Genomic DNA, 15,724 nt, shown 5'->3' with positions numbered 1-15,724 from the left:
AACGCATGCGCCGGCTGGTCGTGGGGTGGGTCGCCGCCCTGATGCTGCTGTCCCTGTCCGCGCCGGCCCTGGCGCATGCCGTGCTGGTGGAGAGCGTCCCGGAGGACGGGGCGCGGCTCGACAGCCCGCCCGCCGAGGCTGTGCTGCGCTTCAACGAGCCGGTGCGGCCGGTGTCGGTGACGCTGATCGGTCCCGGCGGGGTGACGCTTCCCCTGCCCACCCCGGCCGCCGGGGACGGGGCGCTGCGCATCGCGCTGCCCGGCGGGCTGGCGGTGGGGACGCACATCCTCAGCTACCGCGTCAGCTCGGCGGACGGTCACCCGGTCGCCGGATCGCTCCTGTTCGGGATCGGTGCGGAACCGGAACGACCGGCGGAGCTGGGCGGGGCGACGCCGCCGGCCACGCTGCTGGCCGCCGCCGCGGTTCGGGGGCTCCATTACGGAAGCCTGCTCGCCGCGGTGGGCGGTGGGCTGTTCCTGGTGCTGGTGGCGGGGCGCTGGAGTCCGCTGAACCACCGCCTGCGCCCCGGCCTGTGCCTGGGCGTCGGCGTTGCCGCCCTGGTGGCGCTGCTGAACGCCGGGCTGGCCGGCGCGGTGCTGGAAGGGGCACCGCTGTCCGCCCTGGCCGGCGCCCCGCCCTGGATCGCCGGCCTGACCAGCACGGCAGGGCCGAGCGCTCTCCTGGCGCTGCTCAGCCTGATCGCCGCCGCCCTGGGGCTGGCGCTGGAAGACCGTGGGACGATGGGCCGCGTGTTGCTGGTCATCGGGGCGGTCGGGGCAGCGCTGGCGCTGGCCGCCACCGGCCACGCCGCGACCGCGGAGCCGCGCTGGCTCAGCGTGCCGTTGGTCGCCTTGCACGGTCTGGCGGTGGCCTTCTGGATCGGCAGCTTCTGGCCGCTGGCCGTGCTGCTGCGGACGGAGCCGCCGGCGGAGTCGCTGCGGCTGGTCCGGCGCTTCTCAACCATCGCGGTTCCGGCGGTGGCGGTGCTTCTGCTCGCCGGAGCGGGGCTGAGCGTGTTGCAGATCGCCGACCCGCGCGCCATCCTGACCACCGCCTACGGCCAGATCTGGACCGGCAAGATCGTCTGCGCGCTGGCCCTGCTGGGGCTGGCCGCCGTCAACCGCTGGCGGCTGACGCCGCGGCTGGAGACCATGGGCGGGATGGCCGCGGCCCGGCTGCGCGCCAGCGTCCACACCGAAATGGTGGTGGCCGCGCTGGTCGTGCTGTTCACCGCCGGGCTGGGCACCACACCGCCGCCGCGCACCCAGGCCCCGCTGGTTTTCGCCGAGAAGCCGACGGGCTTCAGCACCGCGGTCGTGGCGCGCGGGCGCACCGCCATCGTGACGGTGACCCCGGCGACGCCGGGAGCGAACCGCGTCGAGATGCGCCTGACGGGACCGGACGGCAGCCCGCTCGACGCGCTGGAGGTGTCGGCGGAGCTGGCCCTGCCCGCCGCCGGGATCGAGGGCATCACCCGCCCCCTGCCCAAGGTGGCGCCCGGCGTCTACGCGGCGGACGGGGTGGCCCTGCCGGTGGCCGGGTCCTGGGCGGTGCGGCTGGACGCGCTGGTCAGCGACTTCGAGACGGTGCCCTTCCGCGCGGTTGTCCCGGTGGGCCGCTGAACGGCGTTACGCCGGCGTGTCCGGCAGCACCACGGCGTCCTCGGCCCGGAAGGCGATGCGGGCGGGTTCGCCGGGGGTCAGTGGCGGTTCGTCGCCGAGATGCGGGACCTGGACGGTGATGCCGCCCTCCAGGAAGGCGTTGATGAAGGCGCCCTCGAAATCGCGGTGGGTGACCCGCGCCTCCAGCGCGTTTTCCGCCCCCGCCCCCGCCGCCATGCGCTCCGGCCGGACGAACAGGGTGGCGCGGTCACCGGGGGCGAGGCGGCGCGGGTTGCGCCCGACCAGACGGCCGCGGGGCGTGTCCAGAGCGGCCAAGCCCCCCGCCGACTCGACGACGGTGCCGGCAAAGCGGTTGTTCTCCCCCACGAAGGACGCGACGAAGGCGGTTTCCGGGTGGTCGTAGATGGCCCGGCCGTCGCCCACCTGCTCCAGCACGCCCCTGGACATCACGCCGATCCGGTCGGACATGGTCAGCGCCTCGCCCTGGTCGTGGGTGATGTAGATGAAGGTCACCCCGGTCCGCTTCTGCAGGTCGCGCAGCTCGGCGCGCATGTGCTGGCGCAGCTTCAGGTCCAGCGCCGACAGCGGTTCGTCCAGCAGCAGGACGGCGGGTTCCACGGCCAGGGCGCGGGCGATGGCGATGCGCTGGCGCTGGCCGCCGGACAGCTCCGTCACCTTCTTTTCCGCGGCGTCCGGCAGCGCCACGAGGTCGAGCAGCTTGCGCACCCGCCCCTGGCGCTCCGCCGAGGGCACGCCGCGCACCTCCAGCCCGAAGCCGATGTTCTCCGCCACCGTCATCAGCGGGAACAAGGCGAGGTTCTGGAAGATCAGCGCGGTCGGGCGCTTGTTCGGGCCGATGCCGCGCATGTCCCGGCCGCCGATGCGGATGGCGCCCTCCGTCGGCTCCATGAAGCCGGAGACCATGCGCAGGATGGTGGTCTTGCCGCAGCCCGACGGGCCAAGGAAGCTGAAGAATTCCCCCGCCCCGACCGTCAGCGACACGTCGCGGACGGCGGTGACGGAACCGAACCGCATGGTGACGGACTCGAGCTGGACGTCCTGACTCATAGGCACCTGATTGGAAGTTCCAAACTCCCTCCCCCGTCCCGGGGGAGGGTCGGGGTGGGGGTACCGACGAGGATCGTGGCGCTGATTCTCGGCTTTACCCTCACCCGACGCCTTCGGCGTCACCCTCTCCCGGGACGGGAGAGGGTCGCACTCACGCGGCCAGGAAGCGGTCCTGGTACTCGTTGCGGATGGAGACGTACCAAGCCTCCTGGATCGGCCACCACCACAGCTTCTGCAGCGCATCGCCCGGATAGGCGTCGGCGAAGAACTGCTTGTTCAGGTCGGACAGATGCGCCTCCGCCCCGACCGCCGTGCTGGAGATGCCGGAATGGTTGGTGTAGAGGGCGCCCGCCTGCGGCGTGTAGAACCAGTTGATCCAGGCGTAGGCCTGCTCCAGGTTCGCCGCCTTGGCCGGGATCGCGAAGCCCTCCATCCAGGCCAGCGCCCCTTCCTTCGGCGCCAGGAAGCGGATCGGCAGCCCCTCCTTGCGCAGGGCGACCGCGGACGAATCCCAGGTCTGGCCGATGACGCAGCCGTTGGTGCGGAAGGCGCCCTGGGCCTCGTTCTCGTTCGACCAGAACTGGCCGATGGCCTTCTTGTTGGCGGCGGCGACCTGGAGGATCGCGTCGAAGTTGGCGCGCGCCTTCGCCTCGTCCTTGAACTGCTCGCGGATCGGGTGGGGCAGCTTGCCCTGGCCTTCGAGCCACAGGCCGATGCCGATCAGGCCGGAATGGCCGCGCACCGTCACCTTGCCGGCGTGCTCCGGCTTCCACAGGTCGCCGTAGCTGGCGGTGCCGTAGGTCAGCGGCGCCTTGGCCTGATCATAGGCGATGGCCTCGGTCCCCCAGTCGGCGGGCGCGAAGAAGCGCTTGCCGCCGACCACGCCGCCCATGGCGGCGGAGCCCTCGACCGCCGACTTCAGGCAGCCGTCCCATGTGACCTTCGACTCGTCCAGCGGCTGGACCAGCTCGAACTCCACGTAGTTCGGCACGCGGTCCACCGTGGGGTGGATGATGTCGAAGCCGGCGCCGCCGGTGGCCTTGAGCTGGTTCAGCAACTCGTCGTTGGTGCCGTATTCGGTCAGGGTGGCCTTGATGCCGGTCTTCTTCTCGAAGTCGGCCAGCATGTCCGGGCTGATGTAGCCGGCCCAGGAAAAGATCTTGACGCTGCCCGACGCGGCGCGGCCCTCGCGCAGGATGAAGGGGCCGACCGCGGCGACGCCCGCGGCGGCGGCGGTCCCCTGGAGCAGCAGGCGGCGGGTGAAGCCCTTGGCGGCGCGCTGCGTCTCGGCGCTGGAGCGCTGTTCCAGGCTGGTGGTTTCCGGAACCTTGGTCATGGCACCTGCTCTCCCCTTTTTTTATTGGCCCGAATTCATGCTGGCTGTGCCCATCGCGGGGCCGGCCGCGGGGCCGGACCTGCCGGACTCCGCCGCAGCGGCAACTGTGCCGCGATATCCGGGCGCCGTCCATGGCTCAAGCGGGAGTGGGCGCAAACTTCATCGACCTGTAACGACCCGCTCAGCTCTCCAGCATGCGGCGGAGCAGCTCGACGTCCTCGGCGAAGGCGGGGTCGGTGGTGCGCAGCTCCTCGACCTTCTTCACCGCGTGCATCACGGTGGTGTGGTCGCGCCCGCCGAACTTGCGCCCGATCTCCGGCAGGGAGCGGGCGGTGAGCTGCTTGGCGAGGTACATGGCGACCTGCCGCGGGCGGGCCACGGCGCGGGCGCGGCGGGCCGAATGCATGTCGGCGACGCGGATGTTGAAATGCTCGGCCACCCGCTTCTGGATCTCGTCGATGGTGACGCGGCGGTCATTGGCACGCAGCAGGTCGTGCAGCACCTCCTGCGTCGATTCCAGCGAGATGGCCCGGCCAACCAGCTCGGCGTGGGCGACGATGCGGTTCAGCGCCCCTTCCAGCTCGCGCACGTTGGAGGTGATCTTGTGGGCGAGGAATTCCAGGACCTTCAGCGGGATGGCCGCGTTCAGCGCGTCCGCCTTGGCCTGGAGGATGCCCAGCCGCAGCTCGTAGGTGGTCGGGTGGATGTCGGCGACGAGGCCCCAGCCGAGGCGGGAGCGCAGCCGCTCCTCCATGCCTTCCAGGTCGGACGGGCTCTTGTCGGCGGAGATGATGACCTGACGGTTCTGGTCCACCAGCGCGTTGAAGGTGTGGAAGAACTCTTCCTGCGTGCTGTCCTTGCCGCTGATGAACTGCACGTCGTCGATCATCAGCACGTCCACCGAGCGGAACTGCTGCTTGAAGGCCATGGTGTCCTTGAAGCGCAGCGCCCGGATGAACTGGTACATGAACTTTTCCGCCGACAGGTAGATCACCTTGCGGTTCGGATCGTTCCGCCGGATCTGCCAGGCGATGGCGTGCATCAGGTGGGTCTTGCCGAGCCCGACCCCGCCGTAGAGGAACAGCGGGTTGAAGGTGACCGAGGTGGCGTCGGCGACGCGCCGGGCGGCGGCGTGGGCCAGCTCGTTCGGCTTGCCCACCACGAAATTCTCGAAGGTGAAGCGGGGGTCCAGCGGCGCGGAGATGTCGGTCCGGTCCTCCAGCACCGAGGCGACCGCCGTGGGCGACTCGTCCGACGCGAAGGAGGGCGGCCCCGCCGAATAGGACGAGCCGATGTAGGAATTGGCGCCGTAGGAGGCGGCCCCATAGGAAGCGGCCCCATAGGAAGCGGATTGGCCGAGCGCCGCGGCCCGCGGGGCGGGCGCCGGGGGAACCGGGCCGCCGACGGCGCCGTCGGCCGGATCGGAGTCGCGCGGCGCCTCGCCCGCATCCTCGTCCGCCGTCAGCATGGACGGGGCGTTGGCGGAGGCGACCACGACGTCGATGGACAGGACGTCCGGATTCTCGCCGGCCCACAGGTTGCGGATGCGGTCGGCGTAGTGGGTCAGCACCCAGTCGCGCATGAAGCGGGTGGGCACGACGATGCGCACCTCCCCGCCGCGGATTCCGGCGAAGGAAAGCGGCTGCAGCCAGCTGCGGTAGGCGATCTCGCCCACCTCGTCCTTGAGGCGGCCCCGGATGCGGGCCCACTGCTGATCCAACGACGCGCCGACCGACATGCTTTCCCTACCCCGCTCCTTTCCCCCCGGACGGCCCCGCGCCGCAGGGGGCACCGTCCCGCCCGACCGAACCCAGACCCTTTAACTTAGGCCCCGCGCCGTCAAAACGTTCCTCTCCTGAAGACTCCAACGGTGGATGCCTCCCAACTGGACGGCAGCACTATCCCTTCGGCGAAGTTGGACTCCGCCTTTGCCACGTCGAGTTTTAAGAAAAGCATCGCTCCAGGAGCAACGGGTCGAGTCGAGCTTCTTGAGCGTCCCGCAACCTTGCCCGCGGCTTTGAACGTCTCCGTCCCTCAGCGAATGGCGCGTGACGTCACAGACGACATCGGTGCGTCATTCCCAACGGAAGGAAAGTCTAATCAGCCGCCCTCGCCGTGGCAATAGGACAGAAAGCGAACGGTCCGGACTGCGGCAAAAATCACGCAGCGTATCCGAAACCCGCTCCTGTCTTTGCCAAAGACCAGGACCACCGGAGGCGACTCGCCGTCCAACAGCCGCGATCCCCTGCCCCACCGGAGTATTGCCGGAGGATTCGGAAAGAACGGAGACTGTACTTATCAAAAACGCAAAAAGCCGCGCCCAGACCTGGTGCGCGGCTTTATAACGCCGAGTAAACTCAGAGAGCCTTGATGCGGGCCGACAGGCGCGACAGCTTGCGCGACACGGTGTTCTTGTGGAGAACGCCCTTGGAGGCCCCACGCATCAGTTCCGGCTGCGCGGCCTTGAAAGCCTCAGCGGCTTCAGCCTTGTTGCCGGACGAGATCGCCGTCTCGACCTTCTTCACGAAGGTGCGGATACGGCTGACGCGGTTACGGTTGATCTCCGTACGACGCGCGGTTTGACGAATGCGCTTTTCAGCAGACTTATGATTGGCCATGAAAACCCTACTCCGGACGACACGCCTGTCCCAGTGCGAGGGGGCCTTATACGCTCCAGCCGAATGGGAGTCAAGGCGCCGTCCAACACTGTTTTTCGGCAAAGGAAAGATTACGAGATCTTGACGGATTTCTGCCCCTCCCCCGCTAGATACGGGGGAGGTGTCGGGGGATGTCAGCGATGCTTCCAATCGGGCTGACGCTTTTCGGCGAAGGCGGCCATGCCTTCCTTCTGGTCTTCGGTGGCGAAAGTCGAGTGGAAGATTCGGCGCTCGACCCGGATGCCCTCGGACATGGTCGTCTCGTAGGCGGCGTTGACGGCGTCCTTGGCCATCATGACGACCGGGCGCGAGAGCTTGGCGATCTTCTCGGCGACCTTCACCGCCTCGTCCACCAGCTCCGCCGCCGGCACGACGCGGCTGACGAGGCCGGCGCGCTCGGCCTCGGCGGCGTCCATCAGGCGGCCGGTCAGGCACATCTCCATGGCCTTGGACTTGCCGACGAAGCGGGTCAGGCGCTGCGTGCCGCCGGCGCCGGGGATGGTGCCGATGGTGATCTCCGGCTGGCCGAACTTGGCGGTGTCGGCGGCCAGGATGAAGTCGGCCATCATCGCCAGCTCGCAGCCGCCGCCCAGCGCGTAGCCGGCGACCGCGGCGATGGTCGGCTTGCGGCACTTGGCCAGCCGCTCCCACTTGGCGGTGATGAAGTTGGCCTTGTAGACGTCCATGTAGGAGAAGTTCTGCATCTCCTTGATGTCGGCGCCGGCGGCGAAGGCCTTCTCCGACCCCGTGACCACGATGGCGCCGACGGAGTCGTCGGCCTCCAGCGCGTCCAGCGCCTGGCCCAGTTCGGTCACCAGCAGGTCGGACAGTGCGTTCAGCGCCTTGGGCCGGTTCAGCGTGACGAGCCCGACCGGTCCGCGGGTTTCGACGAGAATGGTTTCGTACGGCATGATGCAGCAGGCTCCCGTGGTTTGCCCCCTCGCTCCGGGCGGGGGGCTTCTGGTTTGCTCTTGGTCTCTTCCGGAGGAATCAGCGCGGAATCAGCGAGAAGCGGACGACCGTGGCCGCCGCCTTCGGGGCGGCGCGGGCCGGCTCGACGAATTCCAGGCGCAGCTCCTCGCCCTCCCGCAGGAAACTGGCGCTCCCGCCCGCCCGTTGCGGGGCGCGGCTCCAGCCGAGCTGCGGCATGGTCTGGTTGTAGAAGGACAGGACCGCGTTGCGGTCCATGGCACCCGCCATGACGGACTGCGCGATGCGTCCGGCGGGCTTGTCGAAGACCAGCGGCGCCTCCTCGGCGGGGGCGAGGCCCGGCATGACCGGCACGTCCCCCATGCCTTCGACGTAACGGGCGGAGTCGGCCGCCCAGGCGGACGAGGTTGCGGGCAATGGAACCCCGGCCAGACCCGCAAGGGCGGGGCCGGCGAGGAGGAGGGCGGCGAGCGTCGCCCTCGCGGTGGCCGATGGAGCCGTCATAACCCTCCACCTATATCAACGCTGGCGTTGCGGACAATAGAAAGTCGAACGGCCCGCCTGGACGATCCGGCGGACGCCTCCGGTCTTCGCCACGTCGCAGCTGCAGCCCGGACAGGGCGCCCCCTCACGGTCGTAGACCGAGAACTGGTGCTGGAAGTAGCCGAGTTCCCCCGACGCCTGCCGGTAGTCGCGCAAGGACGACCCACCCGCGGCGATGGCCCGCTCCAGCACCGCGCGGATCTCCGTGGCCAGCCGCTCCGCCTTGGCGCCGGTCACCGTGGCGGCGATGCGCGTGGGGCTGAGGCGGGCGAGGAACAGCGCCTCCGACACGTAGATGTTGCCGAGCCCGGCGACCACGCTTTGGTCCAGCAGGGCGGCCTTGATGCTGGTCATCCGCCCGGCCAGCCTTGCGGCCAGCACCGGTCCCGAGAAGGCGTTGCCCAGCGGCTCCGGCCCGAGGACCCGCAGCAGCGGGTGCTCGGCGAGCGTCTCCGCCATGGCGAGGTCCATCAGGCCGAAGCGGCGGGCGTCGTTGAAGGTGACCACCGTCCCGGCGTCGGTCTCCAGCACGACATGGTCGTGGGCGCCCCAGGCGGCGGGCCGTTCCGGCGTGATGATCATGCGGCCCGACATGCCGAGATGGGCGATCAGCACCGTCCCGTCGTCGAGATGGACAAGGATGTATTTGGCGCGACGGCGCACCGACTCGACGCGGCGCCCGGTCAGCCGCTCACAGAAGCCGGCCGGAAAGGGAATGCGCAGGTTGGCGCGGCGCTGGAGCACCTGGACCAGGGTCCGCCCCTCCAGATGCGGGGCGAGGCCACGGCAGACGGTTTCGACTTCGGGAAGCTCGGGCATGATGGCAAGGAGGATGGTGGGAAGCGCCGGTTGACGCAAGGGGCACCTGCGGATGCCCGTCGGGACGCGGACGGGAACCACGCAGGCACGGAAGGATGCGCGCTCGGCTTTCTCCGTGTCCTTGTGATGAACGAACCCCGCGCTTGGCCGAAAGGACGGCGCCCTCAGTCCTCCGAATCGTCCACCAGGGTCCGCAGGGCGCGGGCCGCCGCCGCCGCCGGACCGGACCAGTCGCCGCTCCGGGTCTGGCGGAACAGGCGGGCGGTGGGGTACCAGGGGCTGTCGTCCCGCCCCAGCAGCCAGCGCCAGTCCGGCAAGCGCGCAAGCAACACCCAGACCGGCACCCCCAGCGCCCCGGCCAGATGGGCCGGTCCGGTGCAGGAGGAAATGACGAGGTCGAGGTTGGCCATGATCGCCGCGGTGTCGGCGACATCGGCGATGTCCGGCCCAAGGTCGGTGAAGGAGGGCGGCATGTCCACCCCCTCCAGATCCTCGCGCCCCGGTCCCTTCTGAAGACCGAAGAAGCGCACGCCCGGCACGTCCAGAACGGGCATCATCCCGGCCAGCCGGGGCGAGCGCAGCGCATCGCCGGAAAAGCGCGGGTTTCCCGCCCAGACCAGCCCGACCCGCAGCCCCCGTCCGTCCGCCAGCCGTTCGCGCCAGTCGGCGGCGCGCCGTGGATCGGGACGCAGATAGGGCACGCCGGCGGGGATCGCCTCCGGGCTTGGACAAAACAGGCCGGCCAAGCTCATCAGCGGGATCTGGACGTCTGCGTCGGGCAGGCCGCTCACCCCCGGAAAATCGGACGCCCGCGGGATCACCGTCACCCGCGCCGGGTCTGTGTTGCGCTCCAGCAGGGACAACAGCGGTCCGTGGGCCTCGAGGTAGACGCGCGCCGGTCCGCTCCGCAGAACCGCGTCGAGGAAGCGGACGAACTGGATGGTGTCGCCCAGCCCCTGTTCCGCGTGGATCAGGATGGTCCGCCCCGCCAGATCGGTGCCGTCCCAGAGCGGTTGACGGAAGGGCCGGCACTGTCCGGCCAGGGCCTCGCTTCGCCAGCGCCACTCGTATTCCGCCCAGCCGGCGGGGTAATCGCCCAGGCGCAGCAGCAGGTGGGCCAGATTCCAATGGGCGACGGCCAGTTGCGGCGCCACGCGCAGGGCGTCGCGGAAAGCCGCCTCAGCGTCGCGCGGGCGATCGAGCTGCACCAGCGCATCGCCACGGACGACATGGGCTTCGGCGAGGCCCGGGGCCAGCCGCAGCGCCCGGTCGGCCAGTTGCAGCGCCCGCGCGTCCTCCCCGACCTGGGCCGTCAGCGCGCCGAGGTTGGAAAAGGACGGCGCGTGTGCCGGATTGCAGGCCAGCGCCGCGCGGCCGGCCGCCATCGCCTCCGCCCGCCGCCCCTGGGCGGCCAGCGCCAGCGCCAGCTTGGCATGGGCCTCCGCCTCCTGCGGGTCCAGGGCGCACGCCCGGCGGGCCAGCCGTTCCGCCGCCGCCGCGTCACCCGCATCGAGCCTGCCCAGCGACAGGTTCCACAGCGCCAGCGTCTCGGCCGGCAGGACGGCGAGAAGCCCGCGCAGCAGCCGGGCGGCCTCCCCCGTCCGCCCGTCGCGGTAGAGGGTGGCGGCGTGGGCGGAGAGGATCGGCAGGCCCACAACCTCCGCCACCGGGCGGGTGAGTCGCGCCACCGCCCGCCCCACCGCCCCCCGCTCCAGAAGCGCCCGCCCCTCCCGCGCCACCGCCCGGTCGGCGAGGTAGCGCGCCTCCAGGCTGTCGGGCTGGAGCGTCAGGAGGCGTTCCAGCGTGAGCAGAGACTCGTCGTGCCGCCCGACGCCGCGGCAGGCCAGAGCGAACTGGAACAGCGCCGCCGCATGGTCGGGCTGGAGCGCCAGCGTCCGCCGCAGGGCGGCCACCGCACCCTCCCCGTCCCCCAGGATCAGACGGACGCGAGCGAGGTCGTAGCGCAGGGCCGGGTTGTCGGGGACGAGTTCGATCGCCCCCACGAACAGCGCCGCCGCCAATTTCGGCCGGTCCGTCTGGCCGTAGAGCACGCCCAGCAGATGCAGCGCGGTCGCCTGATGAGGATCGACGTCGAGGATGCGGCCATAGAGGATCTCGGCCTCGGCCAGGCGGCCGGACTCGTGATGGTCGAAGGCGATGGCCAGGGCTTCCGCGATTGTCGCCATGTTTCCGTGCCGGGCCGTGGGAGGGAGCGTAAGAGTCGGAGGGAGCGAAGGGTAGCAGACCTACGGGAAAAGGGCGCGAAGCCGGTCGGTCACGGCGTCCAGCGGCCCCCGCCAGTCCCCCGCCGTCCCCTGCCGGAACAGGCGGGCCGAGGGGTACCAGGGCGAGTCGTCCCGGCCGACCAGCCAGCGCCAGTCCGGCGCGTGGGACAGCAGCAGCCAGACCGGATGCCCCAGCGCGCCGGCCAGATGGGCGGTGGCGTTGTCGATGGTGACGACGAGATCGGTGGCGGCGATCTGCGCGGCCAGCCCGTCGAGGTCGTCCTTGCGGTCCAGCCCGGGGGGCAGTGCGATGGCGATGCCCTCCGCCGCCAGCGCGGCCACCTCCGCCGCCCAGTCGCCGTATTGCAGGACGACCATGTCGGCGCCCGCGGCATGCAGCGCGCGCGCCAGATCGGCCGGCGGCACGTTGCGCAGGCGCCCCCATTTCGGGTTGGTAGTGTGCCAGGCGATGCCGACCAGGGGACGCCGGCCGGTCCGTCGAAGCGGCGGCACCCGCACCGGATCGACACTCAGGATCGGACGGAGCCGGCGGAAATCCTCCTCGGCGCGCAGCAGCAGGCGCGGCAGGCTGCCCGAGGGAATCTGCGCGGCGATGTCCGGGGCCGACAGGCGCGGGTCCGGCTGCGGGCCGCGCGGCACCACCTCCACCCCCGGCAGTGCACGGGCGAACAGCGGCGCCAGCCGGGCGTCGCATTCCAGCAAAAAGCCGGCCGAAGCCGCAGTTGATGATTGCGTCTCGTTCATTGACGATTGCGTCAACAATGGAAGCAGCGTGGCGAACATCAGCTCGTCGCCCACCCCCTGCTCCCCCCAGACGAGCAGCCGCCCGCCGCCCAGCGGCCGACCGGTCCACGGCGGCTGCGGAAAGCGCCCGGCGGTGCGGCACCAGGGTTCGGCGGACCAGCGGCTCTCCCAGGCGTCCCAGCCCTCGGCGAAGCGCCCGAGCGCCAGCAGCCCCGAGGCCCGCGCCAACCGCGCGTCGGCCAGCACGGGGTCGCGGGCGAGCGCCGCTTCCGCCTCGGCCAGCGCCGCCTCCGGGTCGCCGCAGAGCGCGTGGGCGTCGGAGAGGTTGTTGCGGATCGGCGCCGAGTCCGGCTGGAGCGCCGCCGCCCGCCGCAGGACGTCCCGCGCGCCGTCCGGATCGCCTTGCCCCTTCAGAACATTGGCCCGGTTGTTCCACAGCGCGGCGTCGGCGGGGTCCAGCGCCAGACCGCGCTCGTAGGCGTGGCGGGCCGCGGGCAGCGCGCCAAGGTCCTTCCGCCGCGCGCCCAGCCGGTTCCACAGCACCGCCCGCGCCGGATCGAGCCACAGGGCGCGGCGCAAGGCCGCCTCCCCCGCGTCGGGCCGCAGGGCCAGCGCCCCCAGTAGGGCGGCGTCGTCCGGGGCCAGCAGCGCGGCGATCCGCCGCTGGGCCAGCGCCTCCTCCGCGCGGCCCAGTGCGTCCAGCGCCTCGGCGCGGTTGATGCGCGGATCGGCCAGCCCCGGCCGGAGGACCACCGCCGCGCGCAGGGCCTGTTCCGCCGAGGCCGGATCACCGGCGGCGAGCCGGCGCACCGCGAAATTGTTGAGAAGCGCCACGCGTTCCGGATCGAGGACCGCGGCGCTGGCCAGCGCCTCCGCCGCCGCGCCGAAGCGGCCCAGCGCCTCCAGCAGGCTGGCGTGGTTGGTGTGCATATCGGGCTGGCTTCCGTCACCGGCCACGGCCTGCCCGACCAGGGTGCAGCCCTCCTCCAGCCGCCCGCATTGGGCAAGGAGGAGGCCGCGCAGATGCAGGGCCGGCGGGTGGCCGGGAACGGCGTCGAGAATCTGCCCGTAGACCGAGTCGGCCTCGGCGAAGCGCCCCTCCCGCTGAAGGTCGAAGGCGATCAGCAGGGCTTCCTGCAGCGTGGCCATGGTCCCCCCGTCCGTCCCCCATCGTCCGCCCGCGGCACGGTGGCGAAGCCGGGACGCAGGGTCAAGCCCGCAAAAACCGCGCGCCGGGGGTGCGTCACGGCAACGCCCCGGCTGGCGCAAGCCCAGGTCGCGCGCTATGTTGCGCGCCATGACCGATCCGCGCACCCCCTCCGCCCCGTCCCAGCCCGCAGCTCCGGCCCAGGCCACCGGCGTGTCCGCCGGGGCCGAAGGGAACTGGTTCGGCTACCGCCCCGTCGACCCCGACGCCAAGTCCGGCCTCGTCCGCGCCGTCTTCGACAGCGTGGCCGGGCGCTACGACCTGATGAACGACCTGATGTCGGGCGGGATCCACCGGCTGTGGAAGGACACGCTGATGGAGATGGTGGCGCCCAAGGCCGACATGACGCTGCTCGACGTGGCGGGCGGCACCGGCGACATCGCCTTCCGCTTCCTGGAGCGCGGCGGCGGGCGGGCCGTGGTCTGCGACATCACCGAGTCGATGGTCCGCGTCGGGCGCGACCGGTCCTACGACCGCAACCTGCTGACCGGCGTGAACTGGACGGTCGGCGACGCCGAAAGGCTGCCCATCGCCTCCCGTTCGGTGGACGCCTATACGATTGCGTTCGGCCTGCGCAACGTCACGCGCATCGACGCCGCGCTTTCCGAGGCGCGCCGCGTGTTGAAGCCCGGCGGAAAGTTCTTCTGCCTGGAGTTCAGCCACGTGGTCCTTCCGGTCCTGCGCGAGATCTACGACGTCTATTCCTTCCAGGTCCTGCCGCGGCTCGGCCGCATGGTGGCCGGGGACGAGGACAGCTACCGCTATCTGGCGGAGAGCATCCGCCGCTTCCCCGAGCAGCAGGCGCTGGTCAAGCGCATCGAGGCCGCGGGATTCGGCGCGGTGCGCGTGCGCAACCTGACGGGCGGCATCGCCGCCATCCATTCCGGCTGGCGGATCTGACCGGATGCTGTTCCGGACCGCCCGAAACATCGGCCGCCTCTTCGTGATCGGCCGCACGTTGGCGCGCTACAACGCGCTGCCGGAAACGCTGCCGCAGACCGCCCCCGGCTTCGCGCTGTTCTGGCGCTGGGTCGGCAACGCCAAGGAGCCGGGCCGCGTCGGCCAGCGGCTGGCCCGCGCGCTGGCCGACCTGGGGCCGACCTACATCAAGCTGGGCCAGCTGCTCTCCACCCGCTCCGACCTCGTCGGCGAACGGATGGCGCTGGATCTGGCCGAGCTCCAGGACAAGCTGCCGCCCTTCCCAGGATCGCAGGCCCGCGCCATCGTCGAGGAGGAGCTGGGCGCCCCGATCGGCAAGCTGTTCCGCAGCTTCGACGAGGTGCCGGTCGCCGCCGCCTCCATCGCGCAGGTGCATTTCGCCGTCACCGCCGACGGGCGGGAGGTCGCAGTGAAGGTGCTGCGGCCGGGCATCGAGAACGCCTTCGAGCGGGACATCGACCTGTTCTATTGGCTGGCCGAGCTGGCCGTCGTGGTCATGCCCAAGCTGAAGCGGCTGCGCCCGCGCGAGGTGGTGGACACCTTCGCCCGCACCTCCCGCCTGGAGATGGAGCTGCGGATGGAAGCCGCGGCGGCGTCGGAGCTGGGCGACAATTTCAGGGACGACCCCACCTTCAACGTCCCGGCCATCGACTGGGACCGCACGGCGCGCCGCGTCCTGACGCTGGAGCGCATCCGCGGCTTCAAGGTCGACGAGTCGGAAAGGCTCGACGCCGCCGGCTACGACCGCGACGAGATCCTGGCGAAGGCCTCGGCCAGCTTCTTCAACCAGGTGTTCCGCGACGGCTTCTTCCACGCCGACCTGCATCCCGGCAACCTGTTCGTCACCCAGGACGGCAACATCACCGCCGTCGATTTCGGCATCATGGGCCGGCTGGACCGGGCGACGCGGACCTACCTCGCCGACATGCTCATCGGCTTCCTGACCGGCGACTACCGCCGCGTCGCCGTGGTCCATTTCGAGGCGGGGTACGTCCCCCGCCACCAGTCGATCGAGGTCTTCACCCAGGCCTGCCGCGCCATTGGCGAGCCGCTGCAGAACAAGCCGCTGAGCGAGATCTCCGTCGGCCGGCTGCTTGCCCAGCTCTTCGCGGTGACCGAGCAGTTCGAGATGGAGACCCAGCCGCAGCTCCTCCTGCTCCAGAAGAGCATGCTGACGGCGGAAGGGGTGGGCCGCATCCTGAACCCCGACATCAACATGTGGGAGCTGGCGCGCCCGTTGATCGAGGACTGGATGCGCGAGAACCGCGGGCCGGAAGCCCAGATCCTCGACGATCTGGAGGCCGTGGTGTCGACGGTGCGCCGCCTGCCCCGGCTGGTGAACCAGGCCGAACGCGCCGCCGCCGAACTGGCCGACGGCGGCCTGCGCCTGCACCCCCATTCGATCAAGCACATGCTCGACCGCTGGGTGGAGCGCCGGATCAGCGAGCGCGTCGCCCTGTGGATCATCGTCGTCCTGCTGACGGTGATCGCGGTCCGGGTGCTGTAGGGTCCTTTTCGGCGGCGCGCGGAAGGGGTGCGGCGGCGTGCCCCTCCCCCTTGGGCGTCGTTGACCCCGCCGCCCCCCGGCCGGACACTGAAGGCGTCGCAACCGT

At 71.0% G+C, this 15,724-nt stretch carries 12 protein-coding genes; 3 read left to right on the top strand and 9 right to left on the bottom strand.

Features of this window, described 5'->3' with window-relative positions; all coding sequences use genetic code 11:
- The first annotated feature begins 5 nt into the window (after window positions 1–5).
- Window positions 6–1,622 carry a copper resistance CopC/CopD family protein gene (locus ACFPMG_RS26405; protein ID WP_376998207.1) on the top strand — a complete coding sequence of 539 codons (1,617 nt, stop codon included), beginning with the start codon at window positions 6–8 and terminating at the stop codon, window positions 1,620–1,622.
- A 6-nt stretch (window positions 1,623–1,628) separates the two neighbouring features.
- Here the strand turns inward: ACFPMG_RS26405 and ACFPMG_RS26400 are convergent, their stop codons facing one another.
- The 9 genes from ACFPMG_RS26400 to ACFPMG_RS26360 all read right to left on the bottom strand — a co-directional run bounded on the left by ACFPMG_RS26400 (window position 1,629) and on the right by ACFPMG_RS26360 (window position 13,114).
- Entirely contained in the window at window positions 1,629–2,690 is a 1,062-nt protein-coding gene (locus tag ACFPMG_RS26400) for an ABC transporter ATP-binding protein (RefSeq protein ID WP_376998206.1), read from the bottom strand.
- A 151-nt stretch (window positions 2,691–2,841) separates the two neighbouring features.
- On the bottom strand, window positions 2,842–4,026 hold the full coding sequence (locus ACFPMG_RS26395; protein ID WP_376998205.1) for an extracellular solute-binding protein: 1,185 nt from the start codon (window positions 4,024–4,026) through the stop codon (window positions 2,842–2,844).
- A gap of 181 nt (window positions 4,027–4,207) precedes the next feature.
- Window positions 4,208–5,764, bottom strand: coding sequence for a chromosomal replication initiator protein DnaA (gene dnaA, locus ACFPMG_RS26390; protein WP_376998204.1), 1,557 nt, complete (start codon window positions 5,762–5,764; stop codon window positions 4,208–4,210).
- Between the two features lie 619 nt (window positions 5,765–6,383).
- A complete protein-coding gene (gene rpsT, locus ACFPMG_RS26385) occupies window positions 6,384–6,644 on the bottom strand; it encodes a 30S ribosomal protein S20 (RefSeq protein ID WP_094301467.1) in 261 nt (86 codons plus the stop codon).
- A 173-nt stretch (window positions 6,645–6,817) separates the two neighbouring features.
- Entirely contained in the window at window positions 6,818–7,594 is a 777-nt protein-coding gene (locus ACFPMG_RS26380) for an enoyl-CoA hydratase (RefSeq protein WP_114860347.1), read from the bottom strand.
- Window positions 7,595–7,673: 79 nt separating this feature from the next.
- Window positions 7,674–8,117, bottom strand: coding sequence for a hypothetical protein (locus ACFPMG_RS26375; protein WP_376998203.1), 444 nt, complete (start codon window positions 8,115–8,117; stop codon window positions 7,674–7,676).
- Between the two features lie 15 nt (window positions 8,118–8,132).
- Window positions 8,133–8,975 carry a bifunctional DNA-formamidopyrimidine glycosylase/DNA-(apurinic or apyrimidinic site) lyase gene (mutM, locus tag ACFPMG_RS26370; RefSeq protein ID WP_376998254.1) on the bottom strand — a complete coding sequence of 281 codons (843 nt, stop codon included), beginning with the start codon at window positions 8,973–8,975 and terminating at the stop codon, window positions 8,133–8,135.
- 164 nt (window positions 8,976–9,139) lie between these two features.
- Window positions 9,140–11,161 carry a tetratricopeptide repeat protein gene (locus ACFPMG_RS26365; protein WP_376998202.1) on the bottom strand — a complete coding sequence of 674 codons (2,022 nt, stop codon included), beginning with the start codon at window positions 11,159–11,161 and terminating at the stop codon, window positions 9,140–9,142.
- Between the two features lie 60 nt (window positions 11,162–11,221).
- The gene (locus ACFPMG_RS26360; protein ID WP_376998201.1) at window positions 11,222–13,114 is read right to left on the bottom strand and encodes a tetratricopeptide repeat protein; all 1,893 of its coding nucleotides are present in this window, start codon (window positions 13,112–13,114) and stop codon (window positions 11,222–11,224) included.
- 148 nt (window positions 13,115–13,262) lie between these two features.
- Here ACFPMG_RS26360 and ACFPMG_RS26355 point away from each other — a divergent pair, with 148 nt between their 5' ends.
- Together ACFPMG_RS26355 and ubiB are read left to right on the top strand one after the other, a co-directional pair.
- Window positions 13,263–14,072, top strand: a complete 810-nt coding sequence (locus ACFPMG_RS26355) for a class I SAM-dependent methyltransferase (RefSeq protein ID WP_376998200.1) — start codon at window positions 13,263–13,265, stop codon at window positions 14,070–14,072.
- Between the two features lie 4 nt (window positions 14,073–14,076).
- Window positions 14,077–15,618, top strand: a complete 1,542-nt coding sequence (gene ubiB, locus ACFPMG_RS26350; RefSeq protein WP_376998199.1) for a 2-polyprenylphenol 6-hydroxylase — start codon at window positions 14,077–14,079, stop codon at window positions 15,616–15,618.
- Window positions 15,619–15,724 lie beyond the last annotated feature (106 nt).

The organism is Azospirillum himalayense (assembly GCF_042657465.1).
GTDB classification, from domain to species: Bacteria; Pseudomonadota; Alphaproteobacteria; order Azospirillales; family Azospirillaceae; genus Azospirillum; species Azospirillum himalayense.
Note: the sequence above shows the minus strand (reverse complement) of the source record. Positions and strands in the feature narration are given on the sequence as shown.

Coding starts and splice junctions, on each gene's coding strand:
- ACFPMG_RS26405 (WP_376998207.1), top strand. CDS start 6: ATGCGCCGGCTGGTCGTGGGGTGGGTCGCCGCCCTGATGCTGCTGTCC.
- ACFPMG_RS26400 (WP_376998206.1), bottom strand. CDS start 2,690: ATGAGTCAGGACGTCCAGCTCGAGTCCGTCACCATGCGGTTCGGTTCC.
- ACFPMG_RS26395 (WP_376998205.1), bottom strand. CDS start 4,026: ATGACCAAGGTTCCGGAAACCACCAGCCTGGAACAGCGCTCCAGCGCC.
- dnaA (WP_376998204.1), bottom strand. CDS start 5,764: ATGTCGGTCGGCGCGTCGTTGGATCAGCAGTGGGCCCGCATCCGGGGC.
- rpsT (WP_094301467.1), bottom strand. CDS start 6,644: ATGGCCAATCATAAGTCTGCTGAAAAGCGCATTCGTCAAACCGCGCGT.
- ACFPMG_RS26380 (WP_114860347.1), bottom strand. CDS start 7,594: ATGCCGTACGAAACCATTCTCGTCGAAACCCGCGGACCGGTCGGGCTC.
- ACFPMG_RS26375 (WP_376998203.1), bottom strand. CDS start 8,117: ATGACGGCTCCATCGGCCACCGCGAGGGCGACGCTCGCCGCCCTCCTC.
- mutM (WP_376998254.1), bottom strand. CDS start 8,975: ATGCCCGAGCTTCCCGAAGTCGAAACCGTCTGCCGTGGCCTCGCCCCG.
- ACFPMG_RS26365 (WP_376998202.1), bottom strand. CDS start 11,161: ATGGCGACAATCGCGGAAGCCCTGGCCATCGCCTTCGACCATCACGAG.
- ACFPMG_RS26360 (WP_376998201.1), bottom strand. CDS start 13,114: ATGGCCACGCTGCAGGAAGCCCTGCTGATCGCCTTCGACCTTCAGCGG.
- ACFPMG_RS26355 (WP_376998200.1), top strand. CDS start 13,263: ATGACCGATCCGCGCACCCCCTCCGCCCCGTCCCAGCCCGCAGCTCCG.
- ubiB (WP_376998199.1), top strand. CDS start 14,077: ATGCTGTTCCGGACCGCCCGAAACATCGGCCGCCTCTTCGTGATCGGC.